The organism is Luedemannella helvata, from assembly GCF_039528415.1.
GTDB lineage: Bacteria > Actinomycetota > Actinomycetes > Mycobacteriales > Micromonosporaceae > Luedemannella > Luedemannella helvata.
On record NZ_BAAALS010000011.1, the window covers coordinates 65,368 to 85,644 of the forward strand.

14 protein-coding genes are annotated in these 20,277 nt (G+C 67.8%); 5 read left to right on the plus strand and 9 right to left on the minus strand.

All coding sequences use genetic code 11. The features are described from left to right. Nucleotides 1-6: 6 nt before the first annotated feature. Complete coding sequence (locus ABD191_RS13120; RefSeq protein WP_344080845.1) at nt 7-360, minus strand: DUF1304 domain-containing protein; 354 nt, start codon at nt 358-360, stop codon at nt 7-9. Nucleotides 361-666: 306 nt separating this feature from the next. Between ABD191_RS13120 and ABD191_RS13125 the strand changes: the two genes are divergently transcribed. From ABD191_RS13125 to fxsT, 4 genes are all read left to right on the plus strand, one after another. After that, the gene (locus ABD191_RS13125; RefSeq protein WP_344080848.1) at nt 667-855 is read left to right on the plus strand and encodes a hypothetical protein; all 189 of its coding nucleotides are present in this window, start codon (nt 667-669) and stop codon (nt 853-855) included. Continuing rightward, nucleotides 852-2,057, plus strand: a complete 1,206-nt coding sequence (locus tag ABD191_RS13130) for an FxsB family cyclophane-forming radical SAM/SPASM peptide maturase (RefSeq protein WP_344080851.1) — start codon at nt 852-854, stop codon at nt 2,055-2,057. Before ABD191_RS13125 ends, ABD191_RS13130 begins: the two co-directional genes overlap by 4 nt. 201 nt (nt 2,058-2,258) lie before the next feature. Then, a complete protein-coding gene (gene fsxC / locus ABD191_RS13135) occupies nt 2,259-3,449 on the plus strand; it encodes an FxsC protein (RefSeq protein ID WP_344080855.1) in 1,191 nt (396 codons plus the stop codon). Nucleotides 3,450-3,584: 135 nt separating this feature from the next. Further along, nucleotides 3,585-8,069 carry an FxSxx-COOH system tetratricopeptide repeat protein gene (gene fxsT / locus ABD191_RS13140; RefSeq protein ID WP_344080858.1) on the plus strand — a complete coding sequence of 1,495 codons (4,485 nt, stop codon included), beginning with the start codon at nt 3,585-3,587 and terminating at the stop codon, nt 8,067-8,069. Nucleotides 8,070-8,104: 35 nt separating this feature from the next. Here fxsT and ABD191_RS13145 read toward each other — a convergent pair whose 3' ends face one another. Then, entirely contained in the window at nt 8,105-9,316 is a 1,212-nt protein-coding gene (locus tag ABD191_RS13145; RefSeq protein WP_344080861.1) for a TIR-like protein FxsC, read from the minus strand. A 105-nt stretch (nt 9,317-9,421) separates the two neighbouring features. Beyond that, on the minus strand, nt 9,422-11,149 hold the full coding sequence (locus tag ABD191_RS13150; protein WP_344080863.1) for an aKG-HExxH-type peptide beta-hydroxylase: 1,728 nt from the start codon (nt 11,147-11,149) through the stop codon (nt 9,422-9,424). Nucleotides 11,150-11,703: 554 nt separating this feature from the next. On the opposite strand from ABD191_RS13150, the gene ABD191_RS13155 reads away from it, so the two are divergent. After that, the gene (locus ABD191_RS13155) at nt 11,704-12,108 is read left to right on the plus strand and encodes a hypothetical protein (protein WP_344080865.1); all 405 of its coding nucleotides are present in this window, start codon (nt 11,704-11,706) and stop codon (nt 12,106-12,108) included. Between the two features lie 3 nt (nt 12,109-12,111). Here the strand turns inward: ABD191_RS13155 and ABD191_RS13160 are convergent, their stop codons facing one another. The 6 genes from ABD191_RS13160 to ABD191_RS13185 all read right to left on the minus strand — a co-directional run bounded on the left by ABD191_RS13160 (nt 12,112) and on the right by ABD191_RS13185 (nt 20,277). Next, nucleotides 12,112-12,651 carry a hypothetical protein gene (locus ABD191_RS13160; RefSeq protein WP_344080868.1) on the minus strand — a complete coding sequence of 180 codons (540 nt, stop codon included), beginning with the start codon at nt 12,649-12,651 and terminating at the stop codon, nt 12,112-12,114. Beyond that, complete coding sequence (locus tag ABD191_RS13165; RefSeq protein ID WP_425560713.1) at nt 12,648-13,820, minus strand: M23 family metallopeptidase; 1,173 nt, start codon at nt 13,818-13,820, stop codon at nt 12,648-12,650. The genes ABD191_RS13160 and ABD191_RS13165 overlap by 4 nt, the downstream gene beginning before the upstream one ends. Next, entirely contained in the window at nt 13,817-14,335 is a 519-nt protein-coding gene (locus tag ABD191_RS13170) for a hypothetical protein (RefSeq protein WP_344080874.1), read from the minus strand. The genes ABD191_RS13165 and ABD191_RS13170 overlap by 4 nt, the downstream gene beginning before the upstream one ends. Before the next feature lie 43 nt (nt 14,336-14,378). Continuing rightward, a complete protein-coding gene (locus ABD191_RS13175; RefSeq protein ID WP_344081159.1) occupies nt 14,379-16,244 on the minus strand; it encodes a DMT family transporter in 1,866 nt (621 codons plus the stop codon). A 107-nt stretch (nt 16,245-16,351) separates the two neighbouring features. Then, nucleotides 16,352-19,918, minus strand: a complete 3,567-nt coding sequence (locus ABD191_RS13180; RefSeq protein WP_344080877.1) for an ATP-binding protein — start codon at nt 19,916-19,918, stop codon at nt 16,352-16,354. After that, nucleotides 19,915-20,277 (minus strand): hypothetical protein, encoded by a 363-nt coding sequence (locus tag ABD191_RS13185; RefSeq protein ID WP_344080880.1) that lies wholly within the window; start codon nt 20,275-20,277, stop codon nt 19,915-19,917. Before ABD191_RS13185 ends, ABD191_RS13180 begins: the two co-directional genes overlap by 4 nt.

Sequence of the window (20,277 nt, forward strand, 5' to 3'; positions counted from 1 at the left end):
GCTGGGTCAGCCACCCAGCAGGACGGCGACGAGGGCCACCACGGCGGGCACCGTCTGGACCACCAGAATCCGCCTGCTCACCGTGGCGGCCCCGTACAGGCCGGCGATCGCCACGCACAACAGGAAGAAGACCTTCACCCCCAGGTCGCCCGAGACGGCGCCCCACAGCAGGCCAGCAGCCAGAAACCCGTTGTAGAGGCCCTGGTTCGCCGCGAGCACCCGGCTCGCCTCCGCGAACTCCCGGGTGGTGCCGAAGATCGCTCGCACCCGCGCCCTGGTCCAGCCGAACATCTCCAGCCACAGGATGTAGAGGTGCAGCACCGCCACAGCGACGACAAGAACGGTCCCGATGACCCTCACAGTCGCCACACTAGTTGGTTCAGCCCGGTTCCTGGTCAGGTGGCCGGATCCCAGGGGGAGATTCACGTCAGCGGGCAGCAGGAGATGCGCCACCGCGTAAGGCCCTCGTCGCCATTTTGCTTCCTGTCCGTCAGTACCTCTGTGTGGTCCGACCGTGGCTCGGGACCGGACGCTCGTGCCGGCATGATGGCGGGTGAGCGACATTCACGGCATACCTGGGACGTTTACATTCAGATATAGTCATGAATAGTGACCGGTGCCTTCCGAGCCACGGCAGTTCTGTCTTTGAGAACCGAAGAGGTTGCCATGTCCGAGCAGTTCGCGCCCGTCATCGATGATCTGGTGGTGACATTGAACTCCTTGAATCTCAATGAGGTGCTTGCGGTTGACGGATCTCTCCTCGCCGACGTGGTTCGCCGGCTCAAGGAGCGGGCCTGCCAGCCGGAGGCCGCAGTGGCCGCGTTCGGCAACGCACCCTCGCCTAGATTCACTTGAGTGGTGACCTGCGACCGGCGAGCGGCGGCGCCCGTATTCGACAGGTCCTCGTCAAAGTCCATAGCCGATGCAATCTGGCGTGCGATTACTGTTACGTCTATCAACATGCTGACCAGAGCTGGCGGGCCCGTCCCCGCGTCATGACGCGGGCGACCATCGATCAGACGGCGGGCCGTATCGCCGAACACGTCAAGAGCCACGGCATTCCGTACGTGGCGGTCATCTTCCATGGGGGCGAGCCGCTACTCGCCGGACCGGCCCTACTCGACCACGCCGCCCGGACCATGCGCGAAACATTGTCCGGCTTGGCCACTGTGGCGCTGAGCGTCCAGACGAACGGCATACTCCTGGACGAGGAGTTCCTCGAGCTGTTTCTAGCCCATCGCGTACAGGTGGGAATCAGTCTCGATGGCCCGGCTCACGCCAACGACCGGCACCGGGTGGGCCACCAGGGCAAGGGAAGCCACGCGGCCGTTATGCGAGGGCTGCGCCGGCTCCGCTCACCCCGGTACGAGAAGCTCTATGGCGGCCTACTCTGCACAGTGGACCTGGCGAACGACCCCATCGAGGTGTACGAGCACCTGTTGGGACTGGCTCCGCCGGAGATTGATTTTCTGCTCCCTCATGGCACATGGTCGAATCCGCCACCGGGACGCTCCGCCGACCCGACACAGACCCCGTACGCCGACTGGCTGGCCACGGTCTTCGACCATTGGTACGCGTCGCCTGGCAAGACCATCCAGATTCGACTGTTCGAATCGCTCATCTCTTTGCTGCTCGGTGGCCCCAGCGGGACGGATGTCGTCGGCCCCGGAGGCGTTGATCTGATAACGGTCGAAACTGACGGCACGCTGGAACAAGGTGACGTCCTCAAGGTGACCAGGCCCGGCGGGCCCGCGACCGGGTTGCACATCGGATGGGACTCTTTCGACGACTACCTCGCGCACCCCGCCGTGCTGGCTCGCCAAGCGGGCGTGGCCGGACTGAGTGAGGTCTGCCGCGCCTGTCCGGTCGTACGGATCTGTGGTGGAGGGCATTACGCCCACCGGTACCGGTCGCACAACGGTTTCGACAACCCATCCGTGTACTGCGCCGATCTCGCCAGTTTCATCGGACACGTTGCCGGTCGTCTCGCCACGGACCTCGCCCCGGGCGCCGGTGCGGAACCGAACCCCTCGGGCAGTCGCGATCCCCGCGGTTGAATACAGGATGACGTGACGCGACAGCACGTGCATGCCCGCGCGAGGTGGAGTACTAATGACATATGCCCGCGGGAGTTCCCAATGAACGCCAGACGTGTGGCGGCGGTGTGGGGTGTTGTCCGCTGAGCGGCCGGGCGGTGCAGGGTCTTCACGGAACCGGTGACTGATCGGAGCGACGAGTTGTGGCTCAAGGGAGAGCTGATGCCGTACTTCTTCCTGAGCCATGCGCCCGACGAAGACGCAATATTCGTTGAGCGGTTCTATCAGGATCTATCTGCGGAAATCCGAAAAAGAGCCATCGTCGATCCGCATGTCGACGTTGGTTACCTCGATATCGCGGCCCGGGAGGGCGCACATTGGCCTGCGGACGCAAAGGCCGCCCTGGCCGGCTGCCAAACGTTCATCGCGCTCTGCTCCGCCAAGTATTTCCTCACCAGCAGTTGTGGGCGTGCCTGGGGCGTCTTCGCCGATCGGCTCCGCAAGTTGGAGAGTGCGGGAGGGCAGCAGCCGCCCGCACTTGTCCCGGTGATCTGGTCCAGCGAAGGACTGCCGGAGGACTTCCTCGCTGAAGAGGACATCCGGCTCGCCCGGCAGCATACGCCGGGCGACGAGGATCTGCGGGTGCTGCTGCGACTGCGCCGGCACCGGCAGGCATACCGCGCGTTCGTGGCATCATTGGCCCACCGTGTCATTCAGACCGCCCGGGTTCATCGCCTGCCGCCGGCGTCAGAGCTCAACGTCGATACGCTGGAGAACGCCTTCGAGCGTCGCTCCCGGTGGCTGCATGGCGCGCAGCGACCGCAGAGACTTCACTTCATCGTGTGTGCCGGGACCCGGCAACAGATGGCGTCGATTCGCAGCGATCTGCAGTACTACGGCAGCCGTAGCGAGGATTGGTCCCCATTCCCGGAGGCGTCGCCCCAGCCCTTGGCCGCGCACGCCGGCAGCATCGCGGCACGCTATCTGCTGCGTTCTGTTGTGGTGCCCGTCAATGGCCTGGAGGACCAGATTTCGGCCGCGCGAGCGCGAAACGAGATAGTGGTGCTGCTCGTAGACGCATGGGCAGTTCGGCTTCGAGCGGTGCGCGACGCGTTGATGTCGATGGGCCGGGGTGACGAGGGGTACGTCGCCGTGCTCGTCCCGCACAGTCCTGATGATCGCGAGACGGCGACGCACTGGGAGGCGCTTCATCGACAAGTGCTGGATGCCCTGCCACACACATCGCAGCACCGCGACGGGTTCTGTTGGGAAGCACTCGGCTCACTGACAGATTTCGAAGCGCGGCTGGGCTGTGCCATCGTGGAGGCGCAGCAGCAGATTCACCGCCGTGGCAGGGCTTTTCGTACCCCCGGCGGCAAACCAACGTCCAGGCCGATCATTGATGGGCCGTAGGCGGCGATGCCGGTTGCTCAACGTTCAGTAGTCAGAGCCTTGCGCATAAATGGCGCACTCTGCGGTGGTGGCGTACTGACCGTACGCTGAGGGTCACATTTTCGCCCCTTGTTGGCCAGCCGCTGGAGCACGGGTATGCTGCCTTTCTTCTTGAGCCACCAGCACAGCCTCAGCGATGAACCCTCCGGGGACGTCTCTCAGCGACATGAATACCTGGTAAGGCGTTTTTTTCGTGATCTCTCCGAAGAGGTCCGTGCCATTATGGGCGTGGCATCTCGCGACCGGGTCGGCTACTTGGCCGATCCGGTCGCTGCGGTTCCGGAAAGATCTGCCATGCTTCGGAACTGCCATACGATGATCGCTTTGTTATCACCCCGGTACGTTGCTGATCCGCTGTGCGCGCAGGACATCGCCACGTTCCAGCAGCCCGATGCGGCGCCGGCTGCCGCCCGTCGGCGGCTGCTTCCGATCTTCTGGGAACCGACTGACGTCCCGGCGAACCTTGACGCCATCCAGCACGCGGACCCCTTGCTGAATGCCGCCTACCGCCAGCATGGGCTACGTCGACTGATGGTCGCCGACGACTATCGCAGTGACTACGTGGAATCGGTGAACGCGGTAGCACTGCGTGTCGTGCAGGCAGTGGGTGCGTCGCGCGTCGAGCCGGAGAGGCCACCCGCCCCGCAGGCACAGGTCCCGGCCGATCCGTCACGACACGGCCAGATCATCACTTTCTATTCCTTCAAGGGCGGCGTCGGTCGCACCATGGCCCTGGCCAACATCGCCTGGATCCTCGCCAGTACCGGCCGGAGCGTGCTCGCTGTGGATTGGGATCTGGAGTCGCCCGGGCTGCACCGGTACTTCGCGCCCTTTCTGGCGGACCGCGATCTGCGTCAGTCGCCCGGAGTCTTCGACGCGATCTGGCGGTTCGTGAACGTCGTGATGCAGCCGGCAGAGGATGGCAGCCAGGCAGAGTTGTCCGTGTCGGACATCCGGAAGGCGGCCCAGGCGCGAAGGTATGCGACATCGCTTGAACGCTATGAGTTCCCCCGAGGGGGGACCATCGACTTCATGCCGGCGGGCCGGCAGGGCGCCGACTACTCCCGCACGCTCAGTCACTTCGACTGGGACCAGTTCTATACCCGGCTCCACGGTGATCAGTTCCTGCTCGCCCTCGCCGATGACATGCGCGCGAACTACGACGTCGTACTCATCGACAGCCGCACCGGGCTGAGCGACAGCGCCGGCATCTGCACCGTGACCCTGCCTGACATTGTTGTCAATTGCTTCACCTACAACAATCAGAGCATTGAGGGTGCCGCGGCGGCGGCCCGCTCCATTACGGTCCAGAGCCGTGGCAACGTCCGGGTCTATCCGGTGCCGACCAGGGTGGAGGACGGCGAGGCGACCAAGCTCGATCGCCGACGCAGCCTGGCGCAGCAGCGCTTCGCCGATCATCTCGCGAGTCTCGGATATCCCGACCCCACGCGGTACTGGGGCCAGGTGGAGATCCCATACAAGATTTTCTATGCGTACGAGGAGACGCTGGCGACCTTTGGCGACCCGCCCTATCAGCAGAACACGCTGCTCGCCTCGTACGAGCGCCTCGCCGGTGAACTGTTCGGCGAACCGATAGGTTTTGACGGCGTTCCGGAACCCGTGCGGCGGGGCTGGCTGACAGAGTTCGAGCAGCGTGGCTCGGCCATCGCGGGCACTCTCATGATCGCCTACATGCCGCGGGAGCGGGTGTGGGCCGAGTGGATCGCGTACCAGCTCCGGCTGGTGGGACAGCGAAGCAACCTGCGCGATCTCAACGACAGCAAAACGGCAGTGGAGGCACTGGGGCAGGCCGAGCGTGCGATTGTGGTGCTTTCGGTGGAGAGCGCCAAGGCCTCGCCGGTGCGGACGTGGTGGGAGCACGCGGTCACCAGGGACGTCCCGGGCCAATGGCGGTTTCTGGTGCCGGTGCGGCTGGACGGCCAGCGCATGCCTTCGCCGTATGACAGCCACGAACCGGTCGACATGTACAACGTCACCGAGGCCGACGCGGTCGGTGCGCTCCTGGCCCGGCTCGGCCTACGCGACGCCCTGCAGGTGACCGAGCCGCTGGGCGGTGGTCCGCGTCCCCGGTTCCCGTTCACGCCTGCCCGCGTCTGGCGCGTGCCGTCGCGTAACACGGGTTTCGTCGGTCGTGATACCGCGATGGAGCGGCTGCGCGAGCGCCTGAACTCGAGCACGGCACAGACCGGGCCGGCCGTGCTGCAGGGTATCGGCGGGGTGGGGAAGACCCAGATCGCCGTGGAGTATCTGCATCGATTTGCTGCTGATTACGACGTGGTCTGGTGGATCTCGGCCGAGCAGCCGGCGCTGATTCTCACGGAGCTGGCCAACCTCGCCCAGGAACTCGAACTGCCCGTGGCTGAACGGCTTGACGACCAGGTAGGGGCCGTGTTGGAGGCCCTCCGGTTGGGTCGGCCGTCGGCGCGGTGGCTGTTGGTCTTCGACAACAATGACGATCCGGAGCAGCTCCGCCCGTTCATCCCCATCGGCGGCGGAGATGTGATCATCACGACGCCGGGGCAGGAGTGGTCGCGCGAGGCGTGGACCCTCGATGTGAATGTCTTTGAGCGTTCGGAGAGTGTCAGCCTGCTGATGAACCGGGTCGTCGGGCTGGCCGAACCGGACGCCGAGGAGATCGCTGAAAAGCTCGGTGATCTGCCACTGGCGGTGGAGCAGGCCGCCTCGTGGCTGGCCGCCACCGCCATGAGTGCCCGCGGCTACCTCGATCTGCTGGATCAGCAACTTCCCAAGATCCTTAACGAGCCGCCTCCGCCGGGATATCGCCATGCCGCGGCCGAGACATGGCGGCTTTCCCAGGAACGCCTGCGTCAGTCGAGCCGGGCCGCCGCGCACCTGACCGAACTGTGCGCCTTCTTCGGCCCTGAGCCCATCCCGACGCGGTTGATCGACAGCCCGGGAATGGCGGCTCTCCTCGCCGCGGACGACCCCAATCTTCGCGACTCGCTGGTGCGGGGTTCTCTCATTCGCGAGATTACGAGATTCGGCTTGGTTCGCGTGGATCCGGCGATTCACGCATTGCGGATGCATAGGCTAGTACAAAGCGTATTGCGTAATGATTTATCAGAATCTGAGCGAGTTTCACGGCAGAGGCAGGTACATGTGATCTTGGCGGCTGATACGCGCGGCGAGCCGGATGATTCAAAGAACTGGCCGACGTACCAAGGGCTCCTCCCGCATCTGGAGCCTTCTGGAGCGCTTGACACAGACGACTCTGACGTCCAGCAGTTCGTGATCGACATGATCCGGTATCTCCGCTACCGAGGCGACCTCAGCAGCGCTCAGGCCCTGGGTGACCGGGCCGATAAGGCATGGTCGGCACGTTCGGGTGACACCAACAAAGTGGCCGTCCTTCGCGTCCGCAGCGAGCTCGGCAACATCCTGCACGCGCGCGGTCGTTATCAGGACGCGCTGCGGCTGCAGGGTGAGGCCAGCGTCGGACTGACTCGCGCACTCGGCGAAACCCACCCGTATGCGCTTATCGCGGTCGGCGGGCAGGCGGCCGCCCAACGAGGGTTGGGCAACTATCGGGCGGCCAGGGATCTGGACGAGCTGTCCGCGATCCGTTGGCAGGCGACGCTTGGCGACAATCACGCCCGAACGCTGATCGCGAAGAACAATCTCGCCGTGTCGCTTCGCCTGACCGGGGACTTCGCCGGGGCGTTGCGGGAGGACGAGGAACTCGTGCGGGCGTCTGAGCGAGCGGGAGGAAGCAGCAGCTGGTGGACCCTCCTGTTCCGGGTGAACCTCGGCCGTGACCTCCGGGAGACGGGCGATCTCCTTCAGTCCAAGGCGGTTCTCGAGAAGGTGGAAAGTGACTGCCGCGCGGTGCTGGGCGATCAACACAGTCGCACCCTGTCCGCGGCGAAGAACCGCGTCATCACGATGCGACGCCTGGGTCTTTCAAAAGATCATCTCCAGCTGATCGACGATACCGTGGCCGAATCTGAGCGAACCTCCGGACCTCGCCATCCGAGCACGCTGCTGTGCGCGCTGGAGGCAGCCTGTGTCAGGTCGGCTCTGGGCCAGCATGATGAAGCCTTGTCGCGGGCGGAGACCGTGGTTTCCGCATACCGGGAGATCCTCGGAGCGGATAATCCAGTCACCCTGGCGTCGGTCAACGATCACGCCGTCTTCCTTTTGCGTCGTGGCGACGCGGCAGAAGCACTACGGGAACTCGTCGACACGGCTTCGCGGTTCAGGACCACCCTGGGCACTGACCACCCATACGTGCTGACCTGTGAGACCAACCTGGCGACCGCTCATTTCGCGGTCGGCAACCACGCCAAGGCTAACCAGATCGACCAGGGCGTCCACGGGCAACTGCGGGCAATCTTCAACGACAGTCACCCGGCTGTCCTCGCGGCGGCAGCGAATCTCGCGGCGAGCGAGGAGGCTCTCGGGCACTTGGACGCGGCGTTCACATTGCGGGAGGAGACAACCCGGCTAGCCATCGCCAAGTTGGGTGTCGAGCACCCCAACGTGCAGGCCATCCGCGACGGCGAGCGCATTACCAGCGACATCGATCCGCCTGAGGCGTGAATGCCCACCCATGGTCCGCACACGTCGACGGTGAGTCAGGGGTTCTGGATGATCGGGCGCTGGCCGGGGTTGCTCCGCCGCCGAGGGGCCTTCGCGTCGCGGATCGGATGCACCCGCTTGCGCTCCAGAAGGGCGCGCAGGCTCTCCGCAAACGCTTCCATGGTCGAAACGCCCTCCTGGAACACGACGTCCGGGCGCGCCGACAGCGTGCTCAACGCCGGACGTAGCGACATGAGCAGACTGCCCAGATGACGGTGGGTCTCGAGGTCATCGTCACTTGCCAGCACAAACACTCCCACCACCGAACGCTGCTGGGCCTCAACGGATGCGGTGAGCGCCGCCCGGCGGGCGGCGACCAACGCCACCCAGGGATCGACCAGGAGCACCGACATCGTGGCGCGGGCTGCACCGTCGTCGACCGCGCTGACGGAGACCACGAAGTCGTACTCCTGAGCAAGGGACCGGGCAAGGTCAGCCACGGGGACCTGCGACGTCGACTGGTAGGGAGCCCAGCGAGTGGCGTCGGGACCGTAGAACCGCGGGTCACGGCGAAACGCGGTGAGGTCCCGCGTCGCGAGATCGGCTCGCGTCGGGGCGGCCACGATGATCCGGATTGGACTGCGCGTCGGGGCCGTCCGGTTGCGCCGGGCGAACGCGTGGGGAATCTGTTCGAAGGTAAGATCGCTGGGCCCCGGCGGAATATCGAGATTCTGAGCGGCGTGGACGATCCGCTGCGCGAGCTCCGCGATGAAGCGGAAATAGTGATCCCGATGATCCTGAAGTCGCATGAGCTGGCGTAGGCCCGCCCTCCCGTAGACGGGAGGCAAATCTCCGTCGTAGAGCGTTTCTTCCACAAAGCGCGGCAGCTTTGGCGGAGGCAGCCAGAGAAGCGTCATATGAGCCGACGCTGCCTGTTGCCCGCGCGCCGTGGCCGCTCGAACGCGGTCGGCGAACACTTTCCACTCGCGACCACATGGTTCGCTGCCGAGATAGCGGGGGGAGGCCAACGCGATCAAGGTACGAGTCCGTAGCAGCGCCGAGACCAGCTCATCGGACCAGTACTGGCCAAGGTTCAAGGTCTCGTCATCGAGGAACCCAACTGGTACGCCGGGCGACACGCCGGCGTACGACCGCACCTCAGCGCTCAGGTCATTGAAGAACGTGCGGATCAGTTCAGAATCGTCACTTCTGGCGTAGCTGAGAAAGAAGTACAGCGGGGGGCGCTTCGGGTCATCTCGAACTGTCAATCAGTCCTCCCGGCCACGATGCGCGAATGGTGTGGTGGATCGCGCCGCGGCGTTTCCGATTGTATCGCCGGAGTTCCATCTCATCGGGTCGACGAAGTGGCCGGTTCAACGGCCGAACGGCGGACTCGGTCTGGTCGTGAGCCACTCCGCCAGTTCTTCCGGCGCGGGGTGCGGATATCGGTGAGCGAGTGCGGTGAAGAGGTCGCGCAGCACCGCCGGATACGTCTTCTCACCGGTCATGTCGGGACGGCCACGACGGTGCCAGGCCACGGCAAGGCCAGCCCAGTCGTCGACTCCGCCGCCCTCCTCGATCGCGGCGACATAGCGTACGGCCGCGGTGTCGTAGTCGCCGGCGACGAGGAGGGCATCGGCGGAGGAGCCGGCATCGGCCCCACCCGCTATCGCGCGGGCGGCGAGGTGCAGCCTCGGCATATCCCGCGCCAGTCGGGTGGCCGGCTTCGCATCGACTGCTGGCGGCTCATGTGACGGACACGGCTGACCCCGCCGCCAGGCCGAGGCAAGCCGGGCCACGAATGCTGAGGGCGCGGCGAAGTTCGTCAGACACCAGCGCACCCGGCCACCCAGGGCGACGTCCTCCGCCAGGCGCACGCAACGGCCGCTCACCGGCTCGCTGTCCCAGCTCTGGACTGTTCCGGCCATGCCGTGGACGAACCGTTCGCCGGCCGGTGTCAGCTCGCAGGAGCTGAGCAGCGAGGCGATACTGTCGCTGACCAGGCGCCGCCACAGGGTGAACTCGTAGTCCGCCCAGGGGCCGTCAAGACCGGGGCGCCGCAACCGCCAATAGTCGGCGACGGCGAGATGCGCGTACGTTCCCTGCATGAGAGCACCCACAGGCCGCGGATCCGGCCGCCAGGCCGCATAATGCAGTGCTCCGCCCGGCAGGTACAGGTCCACGTGTTCGAGCAGCGCATACAGCTTCATGTGCGCAACCTCGTGGATCGCGAGCTCCGCCAACTGCTGGGCGTTGTCCGTCGGGGAAATCGCGATGGCCCCATACGCGAACCGTGAGGCAGCACTAACCGTGTGACCGGCTGACGGCGGCATCACAGGTACGACGCAGCGGAGCGCGGCCCGGACGCCGTCTGCGTGGCAAGGGTGCTCGTGGTCGAGTATCCGGGTCGCCTCGGCCCAGGCAGTGCGCAACCGGTCGAAGTCCTGGTCCGACAGCCGGTCGAGGGGCGGCCACGAGTAGCAGGACCGGTACGGGTCAATATCGTCGAGCAACACCTCCGGATCACCGTCGGAGAGGCGCCGCACCGGCAGCCAAGCCGGCGTGTCGGCTGTGGCGGTCGACAGCCGGCCTATCCTCAGCTCACGGGTCGGGCCCAGGACGGCGACGCTCGCGACATCACCACGGATGGTCACCGCACCGGTGCCGATGCCGACGGCCACGCCGAGCCCTGGCAGTACAAGGTCCGGCGACGCGTTGTCCAGGCGCAGCTCGAACGTCAATTGCGCGGCGGCCGCGGCGGCGGCCGCGAAGGCGGCCAGCTCGCTCCTGATACGGTCACGCACGGCCGCTCGCCCCTCGCCGAGTCGCCGTAGCGCGTCGGAAAGCCAGGCATCAACATGTGGCGCAGTGAGTAGCTTCGCGACGGGATCAGGCGCTGCCCGCTCCGCCGCAACCAGGAGATCCATCAAGGGCTGCGCCGCGTCCGGGGGCAACTCGTCAACCACCGCACGCACCAGCAGCCGTCGCTTCGTTCCCTGCGCGGCCGTGAGCACCGCAATCGCCGCCGCGCCGCCGTAACCAGCAGCAAGGTCGTCGAAGTGGTCTGCCAGGCTGGGTGGAACTCCGGCGACGGGTGACATGGCGGGCGCTCCCTGCGTTCAGGGTCATCACGGCTGCCGGCATTGGCTGCCGAGGCCAGGTAGTCGCGAAGCGCACCGCTTCAACAGAGACAGTAGTCAATCAGTACCTGATTCGGCATCCCCCGTACTCGCAGAACTTGACAGACACGCTGGCAGCGTGTCGCGAGCCTGTCTCGGAGACATCGGTTCCCTACGGCCATCTTGTCTTTCCGGAGTCCGTGATCGCGGACCTCAACACTCGGGACCAGGCTGTATGAAGTCGCCCCGGTAGCCCGGACACCTAAGCCATCCCCAAGCGCCTCCACGAAAACACCGGACCCGTGCCCGCCGGCCACCGCACCCGGCCAGGTCCCGTCGCGGCGAGCGGATCACCGTTTCGTACGCCAGCATCGACCACGCCGTCGAAGACCTCACCGGCGCGTAGCGGCTACGCTGAGACCGTGGCTGACTTGTCGGAGCAGAGCGCCCCGTCGGGACCGTCGGAAACCCCTTCAACGAGTACGCCGCCACAGCCGTCCAAAGGACGGAAGGCGGCCCGCACGATCCTGCCCATCGTGCTGTTCGCCGTCATCGGCGTGGCATCCGCCCTGCTCGCGACCGGCGTCTTCGTCTACCAGAAGGCCACCGAACCTGACCGCTCCACGCCCACAGCGTCCGTTCAACAAATGCTAACTGCGATGTTTGTGGAGGAAGACGCGGCGAAGGTTGGACTGTTCATCTGCTCAGACTGGACCGCCGAAGAAGCGACGAGTGCTGTCAAGGGACAGATGGACTCGGAAGCGAGGGTGTCCTGGGGAAGCATGACAACGGCTGAAACCTCGGGCGACCGCGCGCAGGTGGAGGTTCGGATGCTATTCCGGTACCCAGAGGACGTGACACCGAGTGGCCAGCGTTATTGGACCTTCGACGTGATCAACGCCAGTGGCTGGCGGGTCTGTGGCGCTCATCCCAAGAGTTGAGCGTCATTCCACCCAGAGCAGGTCAACGGCCACCTCGACAGTGGCAGGCGTAGTGCCGGTTAGTGCCCAGGCGTACCACTCGGCTTCGTCGCAGACTCGGGCGCAGGCCGCACCGCTGTCGTTGTCGTAGATCTCGGTGACCGCCCGAAGGCCACGAATGTGTCCGTCAGGCACGCCGCGTACTACTCGCGCTCCCGTGATGTTGGTGGCAAGTGAAGCCGGCAGCGGCGCGCGCTGGGGCGGTGCGTCGAGTGTGATGGTGACGAGCATCGGGCTGCACCCCTCGGCGACCTGTTCGACCCAGACCCGGTCGATCGGCACGAGCGGAGCGAAGACCTCCAGGTCGTCGGTCTCGGCGCGGTAGTAGTCCTGCTCCGTGATGACGGGCACGAAGGTACGGCTGCCACGGACCACGGCGTCGTCGGCGCGCAGGTCACCGCGCCAGCCGAGGCCGGGCACGCCAACGATTACTCGGTGACCGCGCAGGGTGGACTGGCTCGCGGCGGGTACGGGCACGATCGGGGCTGGTGGGCTGCCGGTCATGCCCCCGATCCTGTCAAAGCGGCGCCCTTGGCCGCCATGAAGGTCACGGGATTCGTCGCCCCGGTGTCGCTGGCGTCCTTGTTGAGGTGCACCTCGAAGTGCAGGTGAGGGCCGGAGGAGTTGCCGCTGGAGCCCGACTTGCCGATGACATCGCCAGCCGCGACCATCTGACCGGGCACGACGAACGGGCGCTGCTGCATGTGGCAGTACCGGGTGATAACGCCGCCCGCGTGCTCGATGTCGACGTACCAGCCGCAGCCCTGCACGAAGATCCCACCGTCCCGATCGCAGCTATACGACCGCACACCGATGTGTGCGTTGCAGACGGCCGTCAGGACGACCCCTGACGCCGCAGCCCTGACGTCGGTTCCCTTCGCGACTCCGATGTCGACGCCGTCGTGCCCTGGGCGTGACAGGGTGCGGTAGCCCGAGGTGATGGGTCCCTTCAGCGGCACCGTCCAGCCGGATGCGGCGATCTCGCCGGGCGCTGCGCAGCGCACCGCCGCGACGTTGATCACGGAGCGGGCCGCGCCGCCGGTGAGGGCATCCACGATGTCCGAAGCCTGGGCCTCGTGCTTGGCATAGGCGTCCGGATAGGCGCTGATCTGGACGCGCTGCGCTGCCACTGTCAGCGCCAGCGTCTGCCAGGCGCGGACCTTGATGAGCTTCTCGTAGAACTTGCGGGCCTGGTACGCCGGGTCGGACAGCTGCTCGACGGTGCCCCAGCCCTGGCTGGGGCGCTGCTGGAACACCCCGATGGAGTCATGGTCGTTACGGTTGCCCAGGTGGGGGAGGTTGCTCAGGCGCGACTCCTGTAGCGCGGTCGCGATAGCGATCACCCAGCCGCGCGCCGGTACGCGCATCTGCTGGCCCACCTGGATGATGATGGCGGCGTTGCGTACCTGGTCGGACGTCAGGCCGCCGATCTGCGGCAGCTTTGTGTTGGGGTCGACCTTCACGCCGGCTCCGCAGTTCGCGTTGAGCGCGGTCGTCGCGGGGTCGTCGGTGAGCCCGCCGAGGAGACTCATCGTTGCGCCGCCGATGCAGAGCAGGCAGAGCAGCGCGACCACGCCGCCAGCGATGAGGCCCCGTCGCAGTGCCCGCCCGGCCGGTCGGGCCGCCTTCGCCGCTGCCGTGGCGGCTGCCGCAGTCCCGATGGGCCCCGTCATACCCGCTCCCAGTCCACCCCGTCGACGAGCCAGCGGCCGTCCGCCTGGCGCAGCCGAAGGCTGACGGTGCCGGAGTCCACGGGCACGTTGACCTGGGCGAAGTCCGCCTGCTTGGCCACGATCTCGACCGTGCCAGTGGTGCGGGTCGCCGGGACGGTGGCCGGGTCGACGCCGTCGAGCTTGTCGACGAGGTCGTCTGTGGCGAGCTTCGCGATGCCGTCGTGCCAGGCCTGGGCGGCGAGATCCGAGCGGAGCCAGGCCTTCATGAAGCTGTTGGCCGCGGCGCGTACGGCAGGATCGTCTGCGGGTGGCTTAGAGGTGGCAACTACTCCGTCGTGGCCCTCGGTCGGGTCCACCGTGGAAGGCACCGTTCCAGCGGCGCTGTCCGGGGCGGGCTCTCGGCGCGGCGCGGCGTCGCCGACGAGCCGGGCGATGCCGACGACGGCCGCCACGAGAATCGCGAGTACGAGGACGAGCGTGCCCCGCACACCGAGCCGCATCATCGCGTTGCGCACGTCGGCTCCTCCCTCCGGTGCCGTGCTCAGCCGCCGGCCGGCGTTAGTCCTGCTGTCGCGCCTCCGCCCGCATCGCCGGCCGCGATGGGGTGGCGCGTTCGGGGGTCACATTGCTGCGGCCGGGGCGATAGACCGAGTAGCTTGGCGCGGTCTCGATAGTGCCTGGCTCGCTCCACCCACCACCATCGGGCGGCGGCATGCGCCGGCGGGGTGCCGGAGCGGACGCAGGCGCTGGAGCCGGCGCACCGTCGGGCGTCGGCGGAACGCCGTCGGGCCGGAACTCGGGTCGCTGGTTGTCGTCGGGGCGCTGCTCGGTCCGTGTCGGCGGGGCCGGCTGGCCGGGTTTGCCCCGCGTGATGGCCTCCTCGGCGGCCGGCAGGGTGACCGCCAGCGTCGCCACGTCCCGCGCGTCGCGCAGGAACCGCCGATGCCAACTGCCCGGCGACGCGATCGCCGCTGCTGGGTCTCGCCCGCCGAGTTGGGTGATGCGTCGGTACGGTCGCAGTAGCAGCCAACCCACGACGCCGCAGAGCCACACCAACACGACCTGTAGCCAGCCCGCCAGTGTGGCCGTGCTCATGATCAAGTCCACGGCGAAAAGGTAGATAGCGGCGCCCGTGCCGAAGATGACGATGTTGAACAGCGCGGCGACGACGGCATTGACCAGCCGCCGGAATCCACCGCTGGCTGGGCGAAGGAGCGCCACTGTGCCGAGAATGGGCGCCGCGATGACGGCCCACCGGAAGATTAAGAATCCGAGAAGAACCAGGAGGGAGGCGACGATGTCGAACATCGCGAACAGCACCGAAGCGAGTAGCGCAATGAATCCGGCCCCGATCCGGTCCATGCCCTTCGCGCCAGTCAGATACTCGTAAGCCTCCGGATCCTCGGTTCGGATCTGTTCGGCGACTTTCATCCACTGGGTGCTTTTGCGTTGAATGATCGGTTCGCGCTGTGACTGATCATTGCGGATGTTTTCGATCTCATCCCAAGAAAACGACCGTGCCTCATATAGTGCCTGGCCGTACTTCTGGGCAGTGACGCTGTCGGCAGAACCGAGCACGCCACGCAGCCAGTTCTTGTAGAGCATCGATTCGACCGTCAGGTCGCTGGCGCGTACGGCGGGCGGTCGAATGTCCTGGCAGGACGCCTTGTTCTCGCGGTTGCACTCACTCTCGGGGATGGCGTCGGACGGCGGGCCGACCGCGTCGTGAACAACTGAAAGAGACGAGACAAGCGCCTGGTCGGCAAGGTGCGCGCTGAGGACGGGCCAGGAGGCGATCGCGGTGACCGCCACGGCGACGAGGACGGCCCAAGCGGCCGTGGTCATCGCCGCACTCATCTCGGCCTGCCTCGACCGCCACAGCAGGTAGAGACCGACGATGGCAAGCGTGACCGCGCCGAAGACCGTGAAGACCTTCTCGTAGACGGCTTTGGTTGCCTTCTCGACCAGGGGGTCCGCCCAGCCCCACATCAGGCCGGGGTCCCACGCGCGCTCCCGCAGTGCGTTGGACGCGCCGATGACGCCGGTGGCGAGCATGAACTCGCCATTGGCCACGGTGTTTTCGAACTTGTAGTCCGGATGCATGAGCGTGGGCACACACCCACCTACGTCGTACGTGGTGTACGAATAACCGGCGTAGCCGTAGGAGGTGTAGTAACCCTTCTGGCCGTCGTGCTTGCCGGCCTCGGGGCGGGTGGCGAACCATCCGGCTACGCCGGAGTCGGGAGCTTCGGGGGTGGGGGCCTTGAGGCATTGGACGCGTTGCGCCGTTACGTCCTTGAGTCGTTCTACGCACCCCTGAATATCGGCCTGCCACTCCTTGACCGTGCACAGGCCGGGTGCCTGGGCGACCGGTGCCGCTGGCCCCGCTGCTGCCGGTGCGAAGGGGAAGAAGACGGTCGCCATGGCGATGACGCCGAGTGCCAGGAGGAACGAGAACCATCGCTGCTTCGAAGTGGCGGGTGCCGTGGCATCCCGCCGGGCGGCGTGCCGGCGCGTCCAGGCGTACACGTCTAGTCCTCCGGCTCAACCTCGACGGTCGCCGCGCTGTCGGGCGCGGCGGGGGTGGTGTCCAGGTGCTCCAAAAGACCCGGCACGTACGAGACGTCGATGCGCGTCTTCTGTACGCGTCCGTCCACGTCGCGCATGACGAACTCGCGGAACCCCAGGCGTTGCGACGACGCGGCGTCGACCTGCGACAAGCCGGCGAGGACGGCTTCGTAGCCGTCGTCGACCGGGACCCGTAGGAGGCGTAGCGCCTCGGCGGCGATCTCGGCGTCCTCGGCGATGCGTCCGACGAAGACCGTCGAGACGAGGTTCTGGACGTCGAGGCCGAGGATGTCGCGGGGGTTCTGGGAGGCGACCAGGGCGGCGAGGTTCCACTTGCGGGAGTCGCGGGCCAGGCGTACGAGGAAGGAGCGGCCGGACCGCCAGCCTTCCATGAAGTGCGCCTCGTCGAGGCCGACAAGTTTGCGGGAGTCCATCGCGCCGCCGTAGCAGCGGCGTACGGCGAGGCGGTGGGCGGTGTGCAGCATGGGGAGGGCGAGCTGCTCCTCCGCCGACCAGTACTCCCGCTCGATCTTGAGGTCGGGTAGGCGCAGGCCGGCCATGGTGATCACGGTCAGGATGGCGTCGTCGCCGAGGGTGCCGGGCGGCGGCGAGCCGAAGAACAGCAGCGCGAGCGGCATCTCGGCGGTGTCGAGCAGCAGGTTGCCGAGTTCGCGGCTGTCGTCGTCGACGCTCTGCAGGACGGAAACGATGTCGTCCAAAGTGGACGACTCCTCGGCGGGCACCTGCCGGACGGCGTGCCGGAACGCGGTCGCGGTGGCCGCCTCGCGGGCGACCTGCGGCGGCACGAGCATGGAGCAGATGTCCTGCACGAGCATGCGCCGCTCGGCGCGCGCGTTGGACACGGCGATGCCGAATTCCTGCTCACCTGCGGGCGAGTCGGGGAAGTGGGCCCGCTGCGGGGTGGGGATCAGCGCGTACGGCGCGAGGGTGCCCTGCTCGGACCCGGTCAGGTTCAACACCCGGGAGTACGGGCGAAGTTCCGGCATCTGGGTGAGCCGCGCCAGCGGGCCGGACGGGTCGAGCAGGGTGACCTGGACACCCCGTCGTGCGGCCAGGTAGCCCAGCGCGCCCATCAGCGTCGACTTGCCGCCGCCGGGCTCGGCCACGAACACGGCCAGGCCGGAGCGTTCCCGCACTTCCATGGGGAAGTGCAGGTCGAGGAAGACGGGCCGCCGGCTGGTGCCGGACGTACGCCCGATGAGGTCGCCGCGCCGGTCGCCGACCGTGGACGCGGCCTGGGGCAGCGCGGCGGCGAGCAGCTTGACCGGCATGCGGCGCAGGTAGCCGGTGTTGGCGAGCGGTTCGCCCGGGATGAACTCGCGGGCCAGGTTGTCCTGCCCCTTCGGGTGCTGCAGCGAGATGCGCATCTCGCGCTGGTAGAGCTGGATGACGCGGCGGGCCCGTTCGAGCGCCTCTTCGCGGGTGGCGCCGCTGACGGCCATGCGGTGCCACCCGTGCACCCGCGACGAGTCGACCGGCAGGCCGGTGGTCATCTCGTCGCCGAGCACGAGCGCCCGCTGGGCGAGTCGTTCCAGCTCGGGCGGGGCGTCCATGCCGTGGGAGAGGTAGTCCAGCTGCTGGGAGCGGATCATCCGCAGCCGGTGCTCCAGGTTGCGGAACGAGTCGCCGGGCCCGAGGACGTCGATGCGCGACGAGATCTCCATGGGCCAGGGGAGCCGCTCGTGGAAGTGCAGCCACGGCTCGTGCCGCTCGGGGATCTCCAGCGGCTCCATCCGGCCGACCGTGAGGACGGCGACGTGCCGTTCCTCGCCGGTGAGCCGGTTGACCAGCCGGGTCGTCGCCCCGTACGGCGAGCGGAACCGCTCGATCTGCTCGGTGAGCGCGAGCAGGTCGCCGGTCTCCCACGTGCCGGACGCCTGCCCGGACAGCAGCGACGGCGGCGCCATGCACAGCGCCACCGACCGGTAGAGCAGCCATTCCAGTTCGGCCGCGCTGACCCGCCGGCCGCGCATGCCGAACGCGCCGAGCACCTCGTCGAACTGCTCGACCGTGCGCGCCCACCGGCGCCGCTCGCCGTCGCTCGTACCGCGCCCGAACAGCGCGCCGAAGCGTTCCGCCAGCGTGTCGCCCAGGGTCCGTTTCGCGAACGTGATGCCCAGGAACGTCTGCCCCTCGGCGTGGTTGACCTGCAGCAGGTGCCGCTGGGCGTTGACCAGGTGGTCGCCCCAGCTCGGCGCGCCGGGCACATCCGGCAGCGGCCGGTGCGTGTTGTGGTCGGCCACGCGCGCCCACTCGTCGGCCGGGAAGGGCCGGGTGGTGCGCCGCAGGTGCAGCCGGAACCCGGCCAGGCCCGCGTACTGCTCGGAGATCGCGATGATGAGCGCCTCGCGGTCGGCGTCCGGGCGGAAGGCCCAGCGCACCTCGGGCAGCCAGTACCACGCCGTGACCGTGTGCGGGGTGAACGTCAGGTGGCCCGCGATCTCCGTCATGGCCAGCTCGACCGCGGGATCGCGGTCCTTGCGCTTGGGTGCGCGGGCTGCGGGCGGTGGGGCATTGCGGGCTGATGCGGTGGTCCGGGCGAGGGTCCGGCTCGGCGCCGCCGTGCGGTTCTGGGGCAATGGCGTACGCGGGGACCGCGGGCCACCGGCCCCGTCGGCGCGGCCGGGCGCTGCCCGGCGACCGGTGTTGCGGCCGGGTTCGACCCGGGCCGGCAGGTTCGCCGGCGGGGCCTGGGGCGGCACGCCCGCGCGCGAGGAGCCGGCGCTGGCGGGCGGCCCGCCGACGCGGCCACCGGGCGGCACCACGATCCGGTGCTCCCCGGTGGGCCCGCCGGCTCGCGCTTCGGGCGCGGGTACGACGCGGTGTTCGCCGGTGGGCCCGCCGGCTCGCGCGCCCGGCGCGGGGACCGCGAGGTGTTCGCCGGTCGGTCCGCCGACCCGTGCTCCCGGCACGTCGCGGTGCCCGCCCGCTCGCGTTCCGGGGACCGTGGGGTGTTCGCCGGTCGGTCCGCCGACCCGGGCGGGCGGCGGCGTGTCGCGGTGTTCGCCGGTGGCCCTGGCGGGCCGTGTCCCCGGCGCGGGGACGACGGGGTGCTCGCCGCTGGGCCCGCCAACGCGCGGCACGATGCGGTGCTCGCCGGACGGGCCGGTCACGCCGGGCTGAGCGACGACCCGCTGGTCACCGGGCCGGGGAGTCGCGGTGCGCGGCTCGCCGCCAGCGGCGGGGGCGGCCCGGCGGGGGGCCGTGCTGAACGGCGGGGTGACGCGGGCGGGTCCGCCGCTGGCGGGGGCGGGCGACACGGACCCCGCCGCGGGCGGGGACACGGGCTCCTCGCCGTCGAAGAAGTCGAGGAAGGGCGAGTCGAGGTCCGGGCGCGCGCGACGGCCCGTACTCCCGGATTTTCTGCCGTTGGCCGGGGGTGGCGGGACCGGCGCCGGGGCCCCGAACACGGCCACCCGGCCCGTGCCCGCGCCGGTCACCGGGTCGACTCCCAGCAGGCCGGCGTCGAGGTCCTCGAGATCGTCAAGATCGTCATGCTGACGTGTCATACGACGTCCTCACGGACCCGGATGCGACGGGCCACCAGGCGGGGGGACCGGACGTCGTCGGCGCCGGCCTTGGCGCCGCGCCAGTCGGTCAGGGCTGTGCGGATGACCGTGCGCGCGGGTCGGTCGGGGTCGACGTGGCGCCAGATATATGAGGTGGTGACCATCGCGAGCGCGATCTCCCAGGCGGGGAACGGGTCGATGGTCCGCGTGAAGACGTAGTGGACGAACATGAAGAGCGGCACGAGCAGGATGAACAGCCCGTACTGCGCGTAGGGCAGCTGGATCGGCAGGGTGTAGCCGGGCGGACCGAGATAGACGAGCCTCGCCCGGTAGATGTCGTCGTCCGTCCGCAGCCGCAT